Annotated in this window: 12 protein-coding genes; 5 read left to right on the top strand and 7 right to left on the bottom strand. The window is 60.8% G+C overall.

Going from position 1 to position 16001, the window contains the following annotated elements; genetic code table 11:
- Positions 1–3 precede the first annotated feature (3 nt).
- The 4 genes from C8K63_RS00575 to lpxC all read left to right on the top strand — a co-directional run bounded on the left by C8K63_RS00575 (position 4) and on the right by lpxC (position 4455).
- Positions 4–873 carry a cell division protein FtsQ/DivIB gene (locus C8K63_RS00575; protein ID WP_108214922.1) on the top strand — a complete coding sequence of 290 codons (870 nt, stop codon included), beginning with the start codon at positions 4–6 and terminating at the stop codon, positions 871–873.
- A gap of 15 nt (positions 874–888) precedes the next feature.
- Positions 889–2148, top strand: a complete 1260-nt coding sequence (ftsA, locus tag C8K63_RS00580) for a cell division protein FtsA (protein WP_007989901.1) — start codon at positions 889–891, stop codon at positions 2146–2148.
- A gap of 89 nt (positions 2149–2237) precedes the next feature.
- Positions 2238–3431: a cell division protein FtsZ gene (gene ftsZ, locus C8K63_RS00585; RefSeq protein WP_108214923.1), complete on the top strand. Its 1194-nt coding sequence runs from the start codon at positions 2238–2240 to the stop codon at positions 3429–3431.
- A gap of 112 nt (positions 3432–3543) precedes the next feature.
- Positions 3544–4455: a UDP-3-O-acyl-N-acetylglucosamine deacetylase gene (gene lpxC, locus C8K63_RS00590; RefSeq protein ID WP_007939852.1), complete on the top strand. Its 912-nt coding sequence runs from the start codon at positions 3544–3546 to the stop codon at positions 4453–4455.
- Between the two features lie 70 nt (positions 4456–4525).
- Here lpxC and C8K63_RS00595 read toward each other — a convergent pair whose 3' ends face one another.
- From C8K63_RS00595 to C8K63_RS00625, 7 genes are all read right to left on the bottom strand, one after another.
- Complete coding sequence (locus C8K63_RS00595; RefSeq protein WP_108214924.1) at positions 4526–6028, bottom strand: sensor domain-containing diguanylate cyclase; 1503 nt, start codon at positions 6026–6028, stop codon at positions 4526–4528.
- A gap of 247 nt (positions 6029–6275) precedes the next feature.
- The gene (locus tag C8K63_RS00600; protein ID WP_108214925.1) at positions 6276–6500 is read right to left on the bottom strand and encodes a hypothetical protein; all 225 of its coding nucleotides are present in this window, start codon (positions 6498–6500) and stop codon (positions 6276–6278) included.
- A 196-nt stretch (positions 6501–6696) separates the two neighbouring features.
- Positions 6697–8061 carry a heavy metal sensor histidine kinase gene (locus C8K63_RS00605; RefSeq protein ID WP_108214926.1) on the bottom strand — a complete coding sequence of 455 codons (1365 nt, stop codon included), beginning with the start codon at positions 8059–8061 and terminating at the stop codon, positions 6697–6699.
- Positions 8051–8728 (bottom strand): heavy metal response regulator transcription factor, encoded by a 678-nt coding sequence (locus tag C8K63_RS00610; protein WP_108214927.1) that lies wholly within the window; start codon positions 8726–8728, stop codon positions 8051–8053. The genes C8K63_RS00605 and C8K63_RS00610 overlap by 11 nt, the downstream gene beginning before the upstream one ends.
- A gap of 8 nt (positions 8729–8736) precedes the next feature.
- Positions 8737–11838: a multidrug efflux RND transporter permease subunit gene (locus tag C8K63_RS00615; RefSeq protein WP_108214928.1), complete on the bottom strand. Its 3102-nt coding sequence runs from the start codon at positions 11836–11838 to the stop codon at positions 8737–8739.
- Positions 11835–12995 (bottom strand): efflux RND transporter periplasmic adaptor subunit, encoded by a 1161-nt coding sequence (locus C8K63_RS00620; RefSeq protein ID WP_108214929.1) that lies wholly within the window; start codon positions 12993–12995, stop codon positions 11835–11837. The genes C8K63_RS00615 and C8K63_RS00620 overlap by 4 nt, the downstream gene beginning before the upstream one ends.
- Positions 12996–13239: 244 nt before the next feature.
- Positions 13240–14208 carry a LysR family transcriptional regulator gene (locus C8K63_RS00625; RefSeq protein ID WP_108214930.1) on the bottom strand — a complete coding sequence of 323 codons (969 nt, stop codon included), beginning with the start codon at positions 14206–14208 and terminating at the stop codon, positions 13240–13242.
- Between the two features lie 201 nt (positions 14209–14409).
- On the opposite strand from C8K63_RS00625, the gene C8K63_RS00630 reads away from it, so the two are divergent.
- Positions 14410–15909, top strand: a complete 1500-nt coding sequence (locus tag C8K63_RS00630) for an efflux transporter outer membrane subunit (RefSeq protein ID WP_108214931.1) — start codon at positions 14410–14412, stop codon at positions 15907–15909.
- Positions 15910–16001: the final 92 nt, after the last annotated feature.

Raw genomic sequence — 16001 nt, forward strand, 5'->3', positions numbered from 1 at the left:
GCCATGCAAGGCGCTCAGCTCAGACATCAGCCCTCCGCATCGCCCGGCCGCAAGCCGGTGCCGCGGGGTGCCAGCCGAATGGTGGCCAAAGAGCCGATGTCCGCGCGCCTGCCGAAAGCCAACTTCGGTTTTCTCAAAGCGTTGTTCTGGCCGGTAGTGCTGGTGGCTTTGGGGTTCGGTACTTACGAAGGCGCGACACGGCTGTTGCCGTATGCCGACCGGCCGATCACCAAAATCAATGTGCAGGGCGACTTGAGTTACATCAGCCAGCAAGCGGTGCAGCAGCGGATCGCCCCGTACGTGGTGTCGAGCTTCTTCACCATCGACCTGGCGAGCATGCGCACCGAGCTGGAAACGATGCCATGGATTGCCCACGCCGAAGTGCGCAGGGTGTGGCCGGATCAAGTGGTGATCCGCCTGGAAGAACAACTGCCGGTGGCCCGATGGGGTGACGAGTCGCTATTGAACAACCAGGGCCAGGCGTTCACTCCACGCGAGCTGGCGAACTACGAACACTTGCCTCAGCTGTTTGGCCCGCAGCGGGCTCAACAGCAAGTGATGCAGCAATACCAGGTGCTGAGCCAGATGCTCAGGCCGCTGGGTTTCTCGATTGCACGCCTGGAACTGCGTGATCGCGGCAGCTGGTTCCTGACCACCGGCCCCGGCAGCGCGGGTCCCGGGATCGAACTGCTGCTGGGACGCGGCAACCAGGTGGAAAAGATGCGCCGTTTCATCGCCATCTATGACAAGACGCTCAAAGAACAGATTACGAACATTGCGCGCATCGATCTGCGCTACGCCAACGGCCTCGCTGTTGGCTGGCGGGAACCTGTAGCGCCCACGGCAGCCCAACCCGCTGTCGCGAAGAATTAAGAAGAGGCAGGACCCATGGCAAACGTGCAAAGCGGCAAAATGATCGTCGGTCTCGATATCGGCACCTCCAAGGTGGTGGCGCTGGTGGGCGAGGTCGCGGACGACGGCACGCTGGAAATCGTCGGGATCGGTACCCATCCGTCCCGTGGCCTGAAAAAAGGCGTGGTGGTGAACATCGAATCCACCGTGCAATCGATCCAGCGCGCCATCGAAGAAGCGCAGCTGATGGCGGGTTGCCGCATTCACTCGGCGTTCGTCGGCGTGGCCGGCAATCACATCCGCAGCCTGAACTCCCACGGCATCGTGGCGATTCGTGATCGCGAAGTCAGCTCGGCGGACCTTGAGCGTGTACTCGACGCCGCCCAGGCCGTGGCGATCCCGGCTGACCAGCGCGTGCTGCACACCCTGCCGCAGGATTACGTAATCGATAACCAGGAAGGCGTCCGCGAGCCACTGGGCATGTCCGGTGTGCGTCTGGAAGCCAAGGTCCACGTGGTCACCTGCGCCGTCAATGCCGCACAGAACATTGAAAAATGCGTGCGTCGTTGTGGCCTGGAAATCGACGACATCATTCTCGAGCAACTGGCTTCCGCGTACTCGGTACTGACCGATGACGAGAAAGAGCTGGGTGTGTGCCTGGTGGACATCGGCGGTGGCACCACCGACATCGCGATCTTCACCGAAGGTGCGATCCGTCACACCGCGGTAATCCCGATTGCCGGCGACCAGGTGACCAACGACATCGCCATGGCGTTGCGCACTCCGACCCAGTACGCCGAGGAAATCAAGATTCGCTACGCCTGCGCCCTGGCCAAACTGGCCGGTGCCGGTGAAACCATCAAGGTGCCAAGCGTTGGCGACCGTCCACCACGCGAGCTGTCCCGCCAGGCCCTGGCCGAAGTGGTCGAGCCGCGCTACGACGAACTGTTCACGCTGATCCAGGCCGAACTGCGCCGCAGCGGCTACGAAGACCTGATCCCGGCCGGCATCGTGCTGACCGGCGGTACGTCGAAGATGGAAGGCGCTACCGAACTGGCCGAGGAAATCTTCCACATGCCGGTGCGTCTGGGCGTGCCTCACGGCGTGAAAGGTCTGGATGACGTGGTGCGCAACCCGATCTATTCCACCGGCGTCGGCCTGTTGATGTACGGCCTGCAGAAGCAGTCCGACGGCATCTCGTTCTCGGGCATCGGCAGCCGCGACAGCTACAGCAACGAAGAGCCACAGGCTCCGCTGCTGGACCGCCTGAAGAAGTGGGTCCAGGGCAATTTCTGAAGATTTACCGTTACACCGTTACACCGTTACACCGTTACACCGAAGCACGCAGTAGGCGAAAAAACTAGAGAATGTAAAGGAGAGGGAAAATGTTCGAACTCGTAGACAACATCCCCGCAAGCCCGGTAATCAAAGTTATCGGTGTCGGCGGTGGCGGCGGCAACGCTGTCAACCACATGGTCAAGAGCAACATCGAAGGCGTCGAGTTCATCTGCGCCAACACCGATGCTCAAGCGCTGAAAAGCATCGGCGCGCGGACCATCCTGCAACTGGGCACCGGCGTGACCAAAGGTCTCGGCGCTGGCGCCAACCCTGAAGTAGGTCGTCAGGCCGCTCTCGAAGATCGTGAGCGCATTGCCGAAGTCCTGCAGGGCACCAATATGGTGTTCATCACCACGGGCATGGGCGGTGGCACCGGTACCGGTGCTGCGCCAATCATTGCTGAAGTGGCCAAGGAAATGGGCATTCTCACCGTCGCGGTGGTGACTCGTCCGTTCCCGTTCGAAGGCCGCAAGCGCATGCAGATTGCCGACGAAGGTATTCGTCTGCTGTCTGAAAGCGTCGACTCGTTGATCACCATTCCCAACGAGAAGCTGCTGACCATCCTCGGTAAAGACGCAAGCCTCTTGTCGGCTTTCGCCAAGGCCGACGATGTACTGGCCGGTGCCGTTCGCGGTATCTCCGACATCATCAAGCGTCCGGGCATGATCAACGTCGACTTCGCCGACGTGCGTACCGTGATGAGCGAAATGGGCATGGCGATGATGGGCACTGGCTGCGCCAGCGGTCCGAACCGTGCACGCGAAGCCACCGAAGCGGCCATTCGTAACCCGCTGCTGGAAGACGTGAACCTGCAAGGCGCTCGCGGCATCCTGGTGAACATCACCGCGGGTCCCGATCTGTCCCTGGGCGAATACTCCGACGTGGGTAGCATCATCGAGGCGTTCGCTTCCGAGCACGCGATGGTCAAGGTCGGTACCGTTATCGATCCGGACATGCGCGACGAGCTGCACGTGACGGTCGTTGCCACGGGTCTGGGCGCCAAAATCGAGAAGCCTGTGAAGGTCATCGACAACACTGTCCATACTTCGATGGCTGCACAGCCACAACAACAGGCCCCTGTTCGTCATGAAGCTCCAGCGGTGAACTACCGTGACCTGGACCGTCCGACCGTCATGCGCAACCAGGCCCAGGCCGGTGCTGCGGCTGCCGCGAAGATGAATCCGCAAGATGACCTGGACTACCTGGACATCCCGGCATTTCTGCGTCGTCAGGCCGATTGATGAAATGTATCAGGGGTATTAGGGTGATTGGTGTTCAGCAAAGGTCTGGTCTGCTATCATCGCCAGCCTTTGTTGATACCAGTTCGCAATTTGCGCTGAAGCGGCCCATGCCATGATTAAACAACGCACCCTGAAGAATATTATCCGTGCCACAGGTGTCGGCCTGCACTCCGGGGAGAAGGTCTACCTGACCCTCAAGCCAGCGCCTGTCGACACCGGCATTGTGTTTTGTCGCGCCGACCTCGACCCCGTCGTGCAGATTCCTGCCCGCGCGGAAAACGTTGGTGAAACCACTATGTCGACCACGCTCGTTAATGGTGACGTCAAAGTGGACACGGTAGAGCACCTGCTCTCGGCCATGGCAGGCCTGGGCATCGATAACGCCTACGTCGAGCTCTCCGCGTCCGAAGTCCCGATCATGGATGGTAGCGCTGGACCTTTCGTATTCCTGATTCAATCGGCTGGACTGGAAGAACAGGACGCCGCCAAGAAGTTCATCCGCATCCTGCGTGAAGTGACTGTGGAAGACGGCGACAAGCGCGCCACTTTCGTCCCTTTCGAAGGGTTCAAGGTGAGCTTCGAGATCGATTTCGATCACCCGGTTTTCCGTGACCGCACACAAAGTGCAAGCGTGGATTTTTCCAGCACTTCGTTCGTAAAAGAAGTCAGCCGCGCCCGTACCTTTGGTTTCATGAGTGACATCGAGTACCTGCGCAAGCACAACCTCGCACTCGGCGGCAGTGTTGAAAACGCTATTGTGGTCGACGCCGATGGCGTACTGAACGAAGACGGCCTTCGCTATGAAGACGAATTCGTGAAGCACAAGATTCTCGATGCAATTGGTGACCTCTACCTGCTGGGCAATAGCCTGATCGGTGAGTTCAAGGGCTTCAAGTCCGGCCACGCACTGAACAACCAGCTGCTGCGCAAGTTGATTGAGCAGACAGATGCCTGGGAAGTCGTGACGTTCGAAGACGCCAGCACTGCACCGATCTCTTACATGCGTCCGGTTGCGGCCGTGTAAGTAAAAACCTCTCTAGTTTTTAAAGGCTGCCTTCGGGTGGCCTTTTTTTATGAAGCAAAAGATCTTTGCTTCAATCCGCGCACACCACCCGATTACGCCCCCCTTCCTTGGCCTGATACAACGCCTTGTCGGCACTGAACAGCAATTGCTCCAGGTTGATATCGCTGGCTTCAGTCCAGGTGGCAATACCGATACTCACGCTCATCGGCGGTTCACCGGCATCCGCCAGCAGCAGTTTTTGCACCGCCTCACGGATATGCTCGGCGATCTGCCGCGCGCCTTCGCTGTCAGTTTCGGCCAGGACCACCGAAAACTCTTCACCGCCATAGCGAGCCACCAGGTCTGCCGGGCGATGGACACTGGCGCGGATGACCTCGGCCAATGCCCGCAAGGCGTCGTCGCCGGCCTGATGCCCGTGCCGGTCATTGAAGGCCTTGAAGTGATCGGCATCGATCATCAGCAACGACAACGGCTTGCCGCTGCGCTGCGCACGAAACCATTCATGGCGCAGGGTCTGATCAAGGGATCGACGGTTGGCCACGCCGGTCAAGGCATCGGTGGCCGCCAATTGCGACAATTCCAGCTCGGCATATTGGCGCAGTCGCAGCTCGCGGCAGAGCAGCCAGGTCAGCCACAACAGACCGATGCACAAAACCCCCGTCGCACCGTTGATCACATAGGCCGTGCGGTTCCAGGTGGCGAACACTTCATCGATAGAAAGGGCCACGATGACGGTCAGCGGCAGATTGCCGACCCGGGAAAAGGTGTACAGGCGCCGCTGATGGTCGACACTCGACACGCTTTCGAAGGTCCCACTGCGCTCCTGCAGCATGCGTGCGACGTTGGGGCGGCTGGAGAAGTTTTTGCCGACGGCGTTTTGTTCCCGGTACGGCTTCTGCGCCAGGAGAATCCCGTCGTCGTTGATGATGCCCAGCGTACTGCCGGAGCCGATTTCGAGGCTGTTGAACAGCTGGTCGAAGTAGCTCATGCGCATCGACGCCACCGCGACCCCCAGAAATTCACCTGTGGGCGAGGAAATGCGCCGGCTGAAACTGATGCGCCATTCGTCGCTGTCATCGCAGTCACAACGTGTCTTGAACGGTCGGCTGACAAACATTCCAGCGTCGCGATTGAAGACATGGGCCAGGAAATAATCGCGGTCAGCGAAGTTGCCCGGTTTCGGTTCGATCAACGATGAGTCGGCCAGCACGTCGCCGTGCTTGTCCAGCAGCAGGATGTCGCCCTTGTAGCGCGCGGTGGTGGAGCGGTCGAACAGCACCAGGTGCCGGATCTGCGGCGAAACCTGTTTCAGGTCGTCCCGTTGGGCGGCGGCGATCAGGCCCTGCAAGGTCAAGTCATAGAGCTCGACCGTACGCAGGACATCGGCATCGATCAGTTGCGCAATGGTGGTCGCGCTGCGTGTGGCGGTCTGCTGGGCATTGGCGTGCTCGCGGATCAGCAGGTAAGTGACAATGCACAGGATCGAGATGACAGTCAGGGTGCTGCCGAGGATCACCATGATCTCGGGTCGCCCGGGCGGGCCTTGAAAGTGTGGGGTGCGGCTTGCGGTCATAGGGCTGGCGTCTGCTAGAGGGACGTTGTAAGCGTAGTTGCATAAACGTAGCAGCCGAGTGAATCGTTTCTGTTGCTCGAACGATTGATCGATGGGGTGGGCGTCAGTGACTTTCGTTGCAAAAGTTGCAATGAAGGTTGAGTCGCCGCTATAAAAAAAGCCGCTGACAGCAGCGGCTTTGAAGACAACTTTGCAAAGGGAAGAGCCGATGAAAAGTGTCGAGGGAAACGTGAGTGAACAGTGCAGATCAGCTGTCTTTCTCGACCCGTGGCTGGGCCTGAGTGCTGGATGCTTGCGGGGCCTGGGCGTCTTGCGCAGCCTTGGCGGACATCTCGATCCGATGCTCTTTGAACGCCGCAGCGCGTGCGGTGTTATGCGCGACGAAAGTTTGCGACTCTTCCGCCATCGCCAAGGGTGACAGGAACAAAGAGGACAAAACGAAAGCGCTGGCAATACCCATACTGTTGGACATCTTTAAAACCTTCTTGCTTGGCAAGTGCTGTTTGGTGCGGGCAAAGATAAGGATATGGGGTGAGGGGAAAAAGAGCGGATTCATGAAAGGACTGTTACAGCAAAAGCAAAGATCGCAGCCTGCGGCAGCTCCTACAGAAAAACAGTCCAGCAGTAGGAGCTGCCGCAGGCTGCGATCTTTTGACTTTCCAGGTGTATCAGACCGGGAGATGGATACCGAAGGTATTCATGCCATGGTCACTGCGCACAAACACATCGCCGCCATGCATCAGCGCAATGGCCTTGACGATGGCCAGTCCCAATCCATGGTTTTGACCGCTGTTGCTGCGCGAAGCATCGACCCGATAGAAGCGCTCGAACAGCCGTGGCAGGTGTTCACGGGCAATCGGCGAACCGGGGTTGGCAACGCCGATGCTGACCTGGTGTTCTGCGGCTTCAATGCGCACCTGAATCACCTGCCCGGGCGCGGTGTGCTGCACCGCGTTGTTCAGCAGATTGATCAACGCCCGGCGCAGATGAGCGATCTCGATCCGCACTTGCGCGTCACCACTGACCTCAACCCGGACCTGAGCGTCTTCGAGAATGAAATCCAGGTACTCCAGGGTCGTCGCCACTTCATCGGCCAGTGAGGTTGAGGTGAGTTTGGTCGCCTTGCTGCCCTGATCGGCGCTGGCGAGGAACAGCATGTCGTTGATGATCGAACGCAGTCGCTCAAGCTCTTCGAGGTTCGATTGCAGCACTTCGAAGTAATGCTCGGCGGAGCGTCCGCGGGTCAATGCGACCTGGGTCTGGCCGATCAGGTTGGTCAGTGGCGAGCGCAGTTCGTGGGCGACGTCGGCGTTGAACGATTCAAGGCGCGAGTACGCTTGTTCAACCCGTTCCAGGGTCGAGTTGAACGAACTGACGAATTGATCGAGTTCCGGCGGCAACGGTGAGAGTCGCAAGCGCCCCGAGCGCAACGGCGGGGCCAGGCGCTGGGCTTCCTGGGACAGTTTGATCAGCGGCTTGAGCCCGATCCGCGCCACCCAGTATCCCAGTGCCGAGGCCAGCAGCACGCCGACAATCGCCAGGCTGATCAGCGCGGTCAGCAGTTGATGCTGGGTCTGGAAAAACGTCTCGGTGTCGATGGCGATCATGAAACGCAGCGGTGGACGCTGATCCTTGGCCGGGAATTCGCTGACCAGCACTTTCAGCGGATAGGGGTGATCCGGCAGATGCATGTCGCGGGTGCCCAGCGGCCCTTGGGCAAAGGCGCGGATTTGCGGTGTCAGGCTGCCGTATTCGTAGTGTGGATCGCCGCTGATGATCCAGAAACGGATGCGCTTGTCTTCTTCGCTCAGCAGATTGAGCTTGTTGTTGATCTTCACCCAGTGCTCGGGCGTGCCGTAACGGCCGACCGTGGATTCGAGCACGCTGTAGCGCGCGTCCAGCTCGGCTTCGGGCAACAGGCCCAGGCCCTTGTCGACCTGCTGGTACAGCGCCCAACCGATCAACAGAAAGACTAACAGCGCCACCAGCGTGAACATCCCGCTTAAACGCAGCGCGATCGAGTTACTGGACACCACGGCTCTCCAGCACATAACCCATGCCGCGAATGGTGTGCAGCAGTTTCTCTTCGAACGGCCCGTCGAGCTTGGCTCGCAGGCGTTTGATCGCGACTTCGACGACGTTGGCATCGCTGTCGAAATTGATGTCCCAGACCATTTCGGCAATGGCGGTTTTCGACAGGATTTCACCCTGACGCCGGGCCAGCACGCTGAGCAGCGAGAACTCCTTGGCGGTCAGGTCCAGCCGTGCGCCACCTCGAGTCGCCTTGCGGCTGATCAAATCTATCCACAGGTCGGCGATGCTCACTTGCACCGGTTCGTGCCCACCGCTGCGTCGGGTCAGCGCTTGCAGGCGTGCCACCAGTTCAAGGAAGGAAAACGGTTTGCCCAGATAGTCATCGGCACCTTCACGCAGGCCCTTGATGCGGTCTTCCACACGCTCGCGGGCGGTGAGCATGATCACCGGGGTTTGCTTGCGCGCACGCAGGGCGCGCAACACACCGAAGCCGTCGAGGCCCGGCAGCATCACGTCGAGGACGATCACCGCGTAGTCGCTCTCCAGCGCCAGGTGCAGGCCTTCCACACCATCGCGGGCCAGATCCACGGTGAAACCCTGTTCCGTCAGGCCGCGATGCAGATAGTCCGCGGTTTTTTCTTCGTCTTCGATAATCAGAACGCGCATGACCCGCCTCAGTCTGTGCTCGCCAGCGCCGGGACTGGCGCAGGTTTAGGTCGATGGAACAGACGCTCCAGCCACAAGTATATGACCGGCGTAGTGAACAGGGTCAGCGCCTGGCTCACCAGCAAGCCGCCGACCACCGCGATCCCCAGGGGCTGGCGCAATTCGGCGCCGGTGCCATAGCCGAGCATCAGCGGCAGGGCGCCGAGCAGGGCGGCGAGGGTGGTCATGATGATCGGCCGGAACCGCGTGATGCAGGCCTTGAAGATCGCTTCTTCAGGTGACAGTCCGCCATTGCGCTGCGCTTCGAGGGCGAAGTCGATCATCAGGATGCCGTTTTTCTTGACGATACCGATCAACAGCACCAGGCCGATCAAGGCCATGATCGAAAAGTCCTGGCCGCAGATCCACAGCATGATCACCGCGCCGAGGCCCGCTGAAGGCAAGGTCGAAATGATCGTCAGCGGGTGCACGAAACTCTCGTAGAGCACGCCGAGAATGATGTACACCGCCACCAGCGCTGCCAGGATCAGCCACGGCTGGCTGGCCAGCGAACTCTGGAACGCCTGGGCCGCGCCCTGGAAATTGCCGCTGATGGCGGTCGGCATGCCGATGTCGACTTTGGCCTGGTTGAGCATGATCACCGCATCGCCCAACGCTACGCCGGGGGCCAGGTTGAATGACAGGTTGGCCGCCGGGAACATGCCGTCATGGGCGATGGACAGCGGGCCGATGGTCGGCGCATCGAACCTGGCCAGGGCCGACAGCGGCACCATCTCCCCGCTCAGGGGCGAGCGCAGGTAGAAGTAATTGAGGCTTTCGGCCTTGCCGCGCTGCCTGGTGTCCAGCTCCAGGATCACGTTGTACTGGTTGACCTGGGTCTGGAATTCATTGATCTGGCGCTGGCCGAAGGCATCGTACAGCGCTTCGTCGACGTCGCTGGCGGTCAGGCCGAAACGGGCTGCGGCGCTACGGTCGATGCTGATATGGGTGATGCTGCCGCCCAGTTGCAAGTCATTGGAAATGTCGCGGAAAGCCGGGTTGGCGCGCAGTTTTTCCGTCAGGCGCTGGGTCCAGGTGCTGAGTGTGCCGCCGTCGTTGCTCTTGAGTACATATTGGTACTGGGCACGGCTTGGGCCGGAGCTGAGGTTGATGTCCTGGCCGGCGCGCAGGTACAGGACGATACCCGGTACTTTCATCAGTTGCGGACGAATCCGGTCGATGAACTGGCTGGCGGAGACGTCGCGGTCGCCACGTTTTTTCAGGGTGATCCAGAAGCGGCCATTGGCGATGGTCTGGTTGCTGCCCGAGACACCGACGGAATGTGAAAACGTTTCGACTGCGGGATCGGCAGCGACGATTTCGGCCATCGTCAGGTGTTTTTTCACCATGTCGCCATAGGAAATATCGGCAGCAGCTTCGGTGGTGCCGAAGACGAAACCGGTGTCCTGGATCGGGAAGAAACCCTTGGGAATGAAAATGTAACCGGCGACGGCCAGACCCAGCGACAAAGCAAACACACCGATCATCGTTTTCTGGTGGGCGAGGGCATGGTGCAGGCCTTTTTCGTACCAGGCCAACAGGCGTTCACCGAAGCCCGGTTTGTCGTGGGCGTGATGCACCGGCGCGCGCATGAACAACGCGGCCAGCATCGGCGCCAGAGTCAGGGATACCACCACCGAAATCATGATGGTCGAGGTGGCAGTCAGGGCGAACTCCTTGAACAACCGCCCGACCACGCCGCCCATGAACAGCAGCGGAATGAACGCTGCCACCAGCGAGAAACTGATCGACACCACGGTGAAGCCGATCTCCCCGGCGCCCTTGATCGCCGCTTCGCGCATGCCTTCGCCGGCCTCCAGGTGCCGGTGAATGTTTTCCACCACCACGATCGCATCATCGACCACAAAGCCCACGGCCACCACGATCGCCACCAGCGTCAGGTTGTTCAGGCTGAAGCCCATCACATACATCAGGGCAAAGCTGGCGATCAGCGAAACCCCCAGCACCGCCGAGACGATCAAGGTCGCCGACAACTGACGCAGGAACAGCGCCATCACCGCCACCACCAGCATGATGGCGATCAGCAGGGTGATTTCCACTTCATGCAACGAGGCACGGATGGTCTGGGTGCGGTCGATCAGCGTCTTGACCTGCACCGAGGCGGGGAGCATCGCTTCCAGCGCCGGCAAGGCGGCCTGGATGCGGTCCACGGTTTCGACGATGTTGGCCCCCGGCTGGCGGAAGATCACCAGGTTTACCCCCGGTTGCGAGCCTGCCCAAGCCTGGATGTAGGCATCTTCCGAGCCGTTGACGACTTTGGCGACATCGCGCAGATGAACCGGCGCACCGTCTTTGTAGGAAACAATCAGCTGGCTGTAGTCCTCAGGGTGGAACAACTGGTCGTTGGTGGACAGGGTCGAGATGCTCGACTCCCCGTACAGCGCACCCTTGGCAAGGTTGAGGCTGGTCTGCTGGATCGCCAGGCGGATGTCGGCGAGGGTCAGGCCAATGGCCGCGAGCTTGTCCGCCGAAACCTGAACGCGGATCGCCGGACGCTGCTGACCGGTGATGACGACCTGGCCTACACCGTCGACCTGACTGAGCTGACGGGACAACAGGGTTTCCGTCAGGTCGCTGAGCTGCGGGCCGGGCATCAGCGAGGAGTTGACGCTGAGGATCAGCACCGGGCTGTCGGCCGGGTTGACCTTGCGCCAGGTCGGCAGGTTCGGCATGTCCTTGGGCAGTTTGCCCGCGGCAGTATTGATCGCCGCCTGCACTTCCTGGGCGGCGGTGTCGATACTCTTGTCGAGGGTGAATTGCAGGGTCAGGTTGGTCGAGCCCAGTGCACTGCTCGAGGTCATCTGGGTCACGCCGGGAATGGCGCTGAATTGCACTTCAAGAGGCGTGGCCACCGACGAAGCCATGGTTTCCGGGTTGGCGCCGGGCAGTTGCGCGGCCACCTGGATGGTCGGGAATTCTGCCTCCGGCAACGGCGCTACCGGCAGGCGCGGAAACGCGATGACACCCAGCAGCACCAGGGCGAACGTCAGCAGGACCGTGGCCACCGGGTGGTCGATGCACCAGGCTGAAATCGAACCATGACCCTTCATTGCGCCGCCTCCGATCGCACCACTTGCGGCGGCTCGGTCAGCACTTGCACAGTAGCGCCGGGCTTGAGCCGCGACTGACCATCGCTGACCAGCACATCACCGGGCTTCACACCTTTGATGATGTCCTGGCCGCTGCCTTGATAGACCATCTGCACCTGCACGGCTTCGACCTTGTCGCCATTGACCCGGTACACGAAGTGCTGGTCGAGGCCGCGTTGTACGACTGTCGGCGGCACCACCAGCGCATTTTTCTCCAGGGCCGTCTGAATCTTTACCGTTACCAGCAGGCCTGGCCAGAGCTTCTGCCCTGGATTGTCGAACTCGGCCTTGGCGCGGATGGTGCCGGTGCTGGCATTGATCTGGTTGTCGATCAGGGTCAGGTGGCCTTCGCCGAGCAGGTTGCCGGTTTCGCCGTCGGTGTCGGCACCGATGTAGGCCTTGACCTGTGCGTGCTGTGGATCGTTGATCAGGCCCTGCAAGGTCGGCAGCATTTGCTGCGGCAGGGAAAACTCCACGGCGATCGGGTCGATCTGGGTGACAGTGAACAAGCCCTTGGTGTCGGTCATGCGCAGGAAGTTGCCTTCGTCCACCGTGCGAATACCGACACGACCGCTGACCGGTGAGCGGATTTGTGTGTAGGAAAGCTGTACCTCGGCAGAATCAATCGCCGCCTGGTTGCCTTGGGCGGTGGCCTTGAGCTGGTTGACCAGGGCCTGTTGCTGGTCGTAAGTCTGCTTGGACACGCCGTCGTCGACGCTCAGCAGTTTGTAGCGTTTGAGGTTGACCAGCGCCACTTGGAGCTGCGCCTGGCTTTCGCCCAGTTGTGACCGGGCCTGATCGAGGCTGGCGCGGATCGACCGGTCGTCGATGGTGGCAAGCAGGTCGCCTTTTTTCACCAGTTGGCCTTCCTTGACCATGATTTTGGTGAGAATACCGTCGATTTGTGGGCGGACCACGACGCTGTGCAGGGACAACACCGAACCGATGCCGCTGACATAGCGCGGCACGTCTTTTTCGGCAACGGCGACCACTCGCACGGGGATGGCGGTGGGGGGGGCGAGTTTGGCTTTGGCCGGTTTGGCGGCATACCACAGGCCCAGCGCTGCCAGGACGATCAGAAGGGCGACGAGCAGGGCCGATTTTTTCTGGATTCGCATGCGAGTGGGGCGCCGGGGCTGGGTGTTCGGTTGGTATTTTCCTTTATAAACCTGTTTGCCGGTCAGGAGGGTGACGGCTAACTGACGGCGCTGTCAGTTTGCGGTTTGGTTCAACAGCTGCAGGCGAGCTGACACTCGGCCTGGTAGGAGCTGCCGAAGGCTGCGATCTTTTGATCTTGCCTTTTAAAAACAAGATCAAAAGATCGCAGCCTCGTTTCACTCGACAGCTCCTACGTGGGACCTGTCAATTCGCCACCCGAACCCCACCCAGACTCCCGCTCAGTTCATACGCCGCCAGTTCCGCCTGGTGCGCCGCCAGCAATTCCGGCAACGATCCACGCAAATACTCGACCCAGGTCTTGATCTTCGCATCCAGGTACTGGCGCGACGGGTAGATGGCGTACAGGTTCAGTTCCTGCGAGCGGTATTTGGGCATCATGCGTACCAGCGTGCCGTTGCGCAGGCCTTCTATCGCGGCGTACAGCGGTAGCACGCCAACGCCCATGCCGCTGATGATCGCGGATTTCATCGCGTCGGCGGAGTTCACCAGGAACGGTGAGCTGTTGATGGTGACCATCTCCTGGCCGTCAGGACCGTCGAAGGCCCATTTCTCCAGCGGAATCACCGGGCTGACCAGGCGCAGGCAGGCGTGGTTGAGCAGGTCGCCGGGTTTTTGTGCGCAGCCGTTGGCTTTGACGTAGGCCGGCGAGGCGCAAACGATGCTGTAGGTGATGCCCAGGCGCTGGGAGACGAAACCCGAGTCCGGCAGTTCGCGGGCCAGGACGATGGACACGTCGTAACCCTCGTCGAGCAGGTCCGGCACGCGGTTGGCCATGGTCAGGTCGAAGGTCACGTCCGGGTGGGTCTTGCGGTAGCGGGCGATGGCGTCGATCACGAAGTGCTGGCCGATGCCGGTCATGGTGTGCACTTTCAGTTGCCCGGCCGGACGGGCGTGGGCGTCGCTGGCCTCGGCTTCGGCTTCTTCGACGTAGGCCAGGATCTGTTCGCAGCGCAACAGGTAACGCTTGCCGGCTTCGGTCAGGGCGATACGGCGGGTCGTTCGGTTGAGCAGGCGGGTTTGCAGGTGGGCTTCCAGGTTGGAGACCGCGCGCGAGACGTTGGCCGTGGTGGTGTCCAGTTGCACGGCGGCGGCGGTGAAGCTGCCGGCTTCGGCCACGTAACTGAAGGCGCGCATGTTTTGCAAAGTGTCCATGGGGTGCTCTCTCGTCGAATGACAAATTGTGACACGAAGTTTCTGTTTATTTACAGGCGACTAAAGATCTACCAACGGATTATCTCGTTAACGGTAACAAAGATTCACAGGAATCCCAGCTTATCGCCCTTCAGGCTGCCCCATAGAATTGCGCTCACCTCTTACGCCCAGAATATCTCCCCACCTCAGGAAATCGCAGCAGTGCCGCGTCGCATCAGCAGAGCGCTTCAGCCGCTCAGTGTTTTGGCTTTAACCCTGGCAGTCAGCGGCTGCATCGGAACCGGAGGTATTGCCCCACAGGGCAAGGCGCTGGAGGCCAATTCACTGGCCACCGACGAAGCGATCCAGAGCGCCGCGCAAGATGCGCACTGGCCCACCGCGCAATGGTGGCAAGCCTATGGCGACCCGCAACTGAATCGCTGGATCGACCTCGCCCTGCAAGGCAGCCCGACCCTGGCCATGGCCGCCGCCCGGGTGCGTCAGGCCCGGTCCATGGCCGGCGTGGCCGAAGCGGCCGAGTCGCTGCAGATCAATGGCGATGCCACTCTCAAGCGCCACAACTGGCCGACCGACCAGTTCTATGGCCCTGGCGAACTGGCCAACAGCACCACCTGGGACAACAATGCCGCGCTGGGCTTCAGCTATGCCCTCGACCTTTGGGGCCGCGAAAGCAATGCCACCGAGCGCGCCGTGGACCTGGCGCACATGACCGTGGCTGAAGCCCGCCAGGCCCAGCTCGAATTGCAGGACAACATCGTCCGGGTCTACATCGAGCTCTCGCTGCATTACGCGCAACGGGACATCGTCGAAGCGACCCTGAAGCAGCAACAGCAGATTCTCGAGCTGGCGCAAAAACGCCTGAACGGTGGCATCGGCACTCATCTCGAGGTCAGCCAGGCCCAGACGCCGCTGCCGGAAACCCATCGCCAGATCGATGCCCTTGACGAAGAAATCGCCTTGAGCCGCAACCAGCTCGCCGCCCTCGCTGGCAAGGGCCCGGGGGAGGGCGCGCAGTTGCAGCGGCCAACGCTGTCGCTGGGTGCACCGCTGAAACTGCCGTCGTCGCTGCCGGCGCAATTGCTCGGGCAGCGCCCGGACGTGGTCGCCAGCCGCTGGCAAGTGGCGGCACAGGCGCGGGGCATCGATGTCGCCCATGCCGGTTTCTACCCGAACGTCGACCTGGTCGGCAGCCTCGGCTACATGGCCACCGGCGGCGGGGCGCTGGAGTTCCTGACCGGCAAGAAACTCAACTACAGCGTGGGGCCGGCGATTTCGCTGCCGATCTTCGACGGCGGGCGTTTGCGCTCGGAACTGGGCGAAGCCTCGGCCGGGTATGACATCGCCGTGGCCAAGTACAACCAGACCCTGGTCAATGCCCTGAAAAACATCTCCGACCAGTTGATCCGCCGCGAGTCCATGGACAAGCAACAGGCTTTCGCCGCCGAGTCGGTGGCCACCGCGCAGAAGACCTACGACATCGCGATGATCGCCTACCAACGCGGTTTGACCGATTACCTCAACGTGCTCAACGCCCAGACTCTGCTGTTCAAGCAGCAGCAAGTGCAGCAGCAGGTTCAGGCGGCGCGATTGAGTGCTCATGCAGAGCTGGTGACGGCGTTGGGTGGTGGTTTGGGCGCGGGCGACGAAGTACCGAACGACAGCCAGACCCAGGCGCCGAAAACTCCGAGCCTTTTGAGGTGAATGCAATACCTGTAGGAGCGAGCCTGCTCGCGATGAGGGCGCATCAGTCAGAATTTGTATTGCCTGACTCACCGCTATCGCGAGCAGGCTCA

Source organism: Pseudomonas sp. GV085, from assembly GCF_003050925.1.
GTDB lineage: Bacteria > Pseudomonadota > Gammaproteobacteria > Pseudomonadales > Pseudomonadaceae > Aquipseudomonas.

Coding starts and splice junctions, on each gene's coding strand:
- ftsZ (WP_108214923.1), top strand. CDS start 2,238: ATGTTCGAACTCGTAGACAACATCCCCGCAAGCCCGGTAATCAAAGTT.
- lpxC (WP_007939852.1), top strand. CDS start 3,544: ATGATTAAACAACGCACCCTGAAGAATATTATCCGTGCCACAGGTGTC.
- C8K63_RS00595 (WP_108214924.1), bottom strand. CDS start 6,028: ATGACCGCAAGCCGCACCCCACACTTTCAAGGCCCGCCCGGGCGACCC.
- C8K63_RS00600 (WP_108214925.1), bottom strand. CDS start 6,500: ATGTCCAACAGTATGGGTATTGCCAGCGCTTTCGTTTTGTCCTCTTTG.
- ftsA (WP_007989901.1), top strand. CDS start 889: ATGGCAAACGTGCAAAGCGGCAAAATGATCGTCGGTCTCGATATCGGC.
- C8K63_RS00610 (WP_108214927.1), bottom strand. CDS start 8,728: ATGCGCGTTCTGATTATCGAAGACGAAGAAAAAACCGCGGACTATCTG.
- C8K63_RS00615 (WP_108214928.1), bottom strand. CDS start 11,838: ATGAAGGGTCATGGTTCGATTTCAGCCTGGTGCATCGACCACCCGGTG.
- C8K63_RS00620 (WP_108214929.1), bottom strand. CDS start 12,995: ATGCGAATCCAGAAAAAATCGGCCCTGCTCGTCGCCCTTCTGATCGTC.
- C8K63_RS00625 (WP_108214930.1), bottom strand. CDS start 14,208: ATGGACACTTTGCAAAACATGCGCGCCTTCAGTTACGTGGCCGAAGCC.
- C8K63_RS00575 (WP_108214922.1), top strand. CDS start 4: ATGCAAGGCGCTCAGCTCAGACATCAGCCCTCCGCATCGCCCGGCCGC.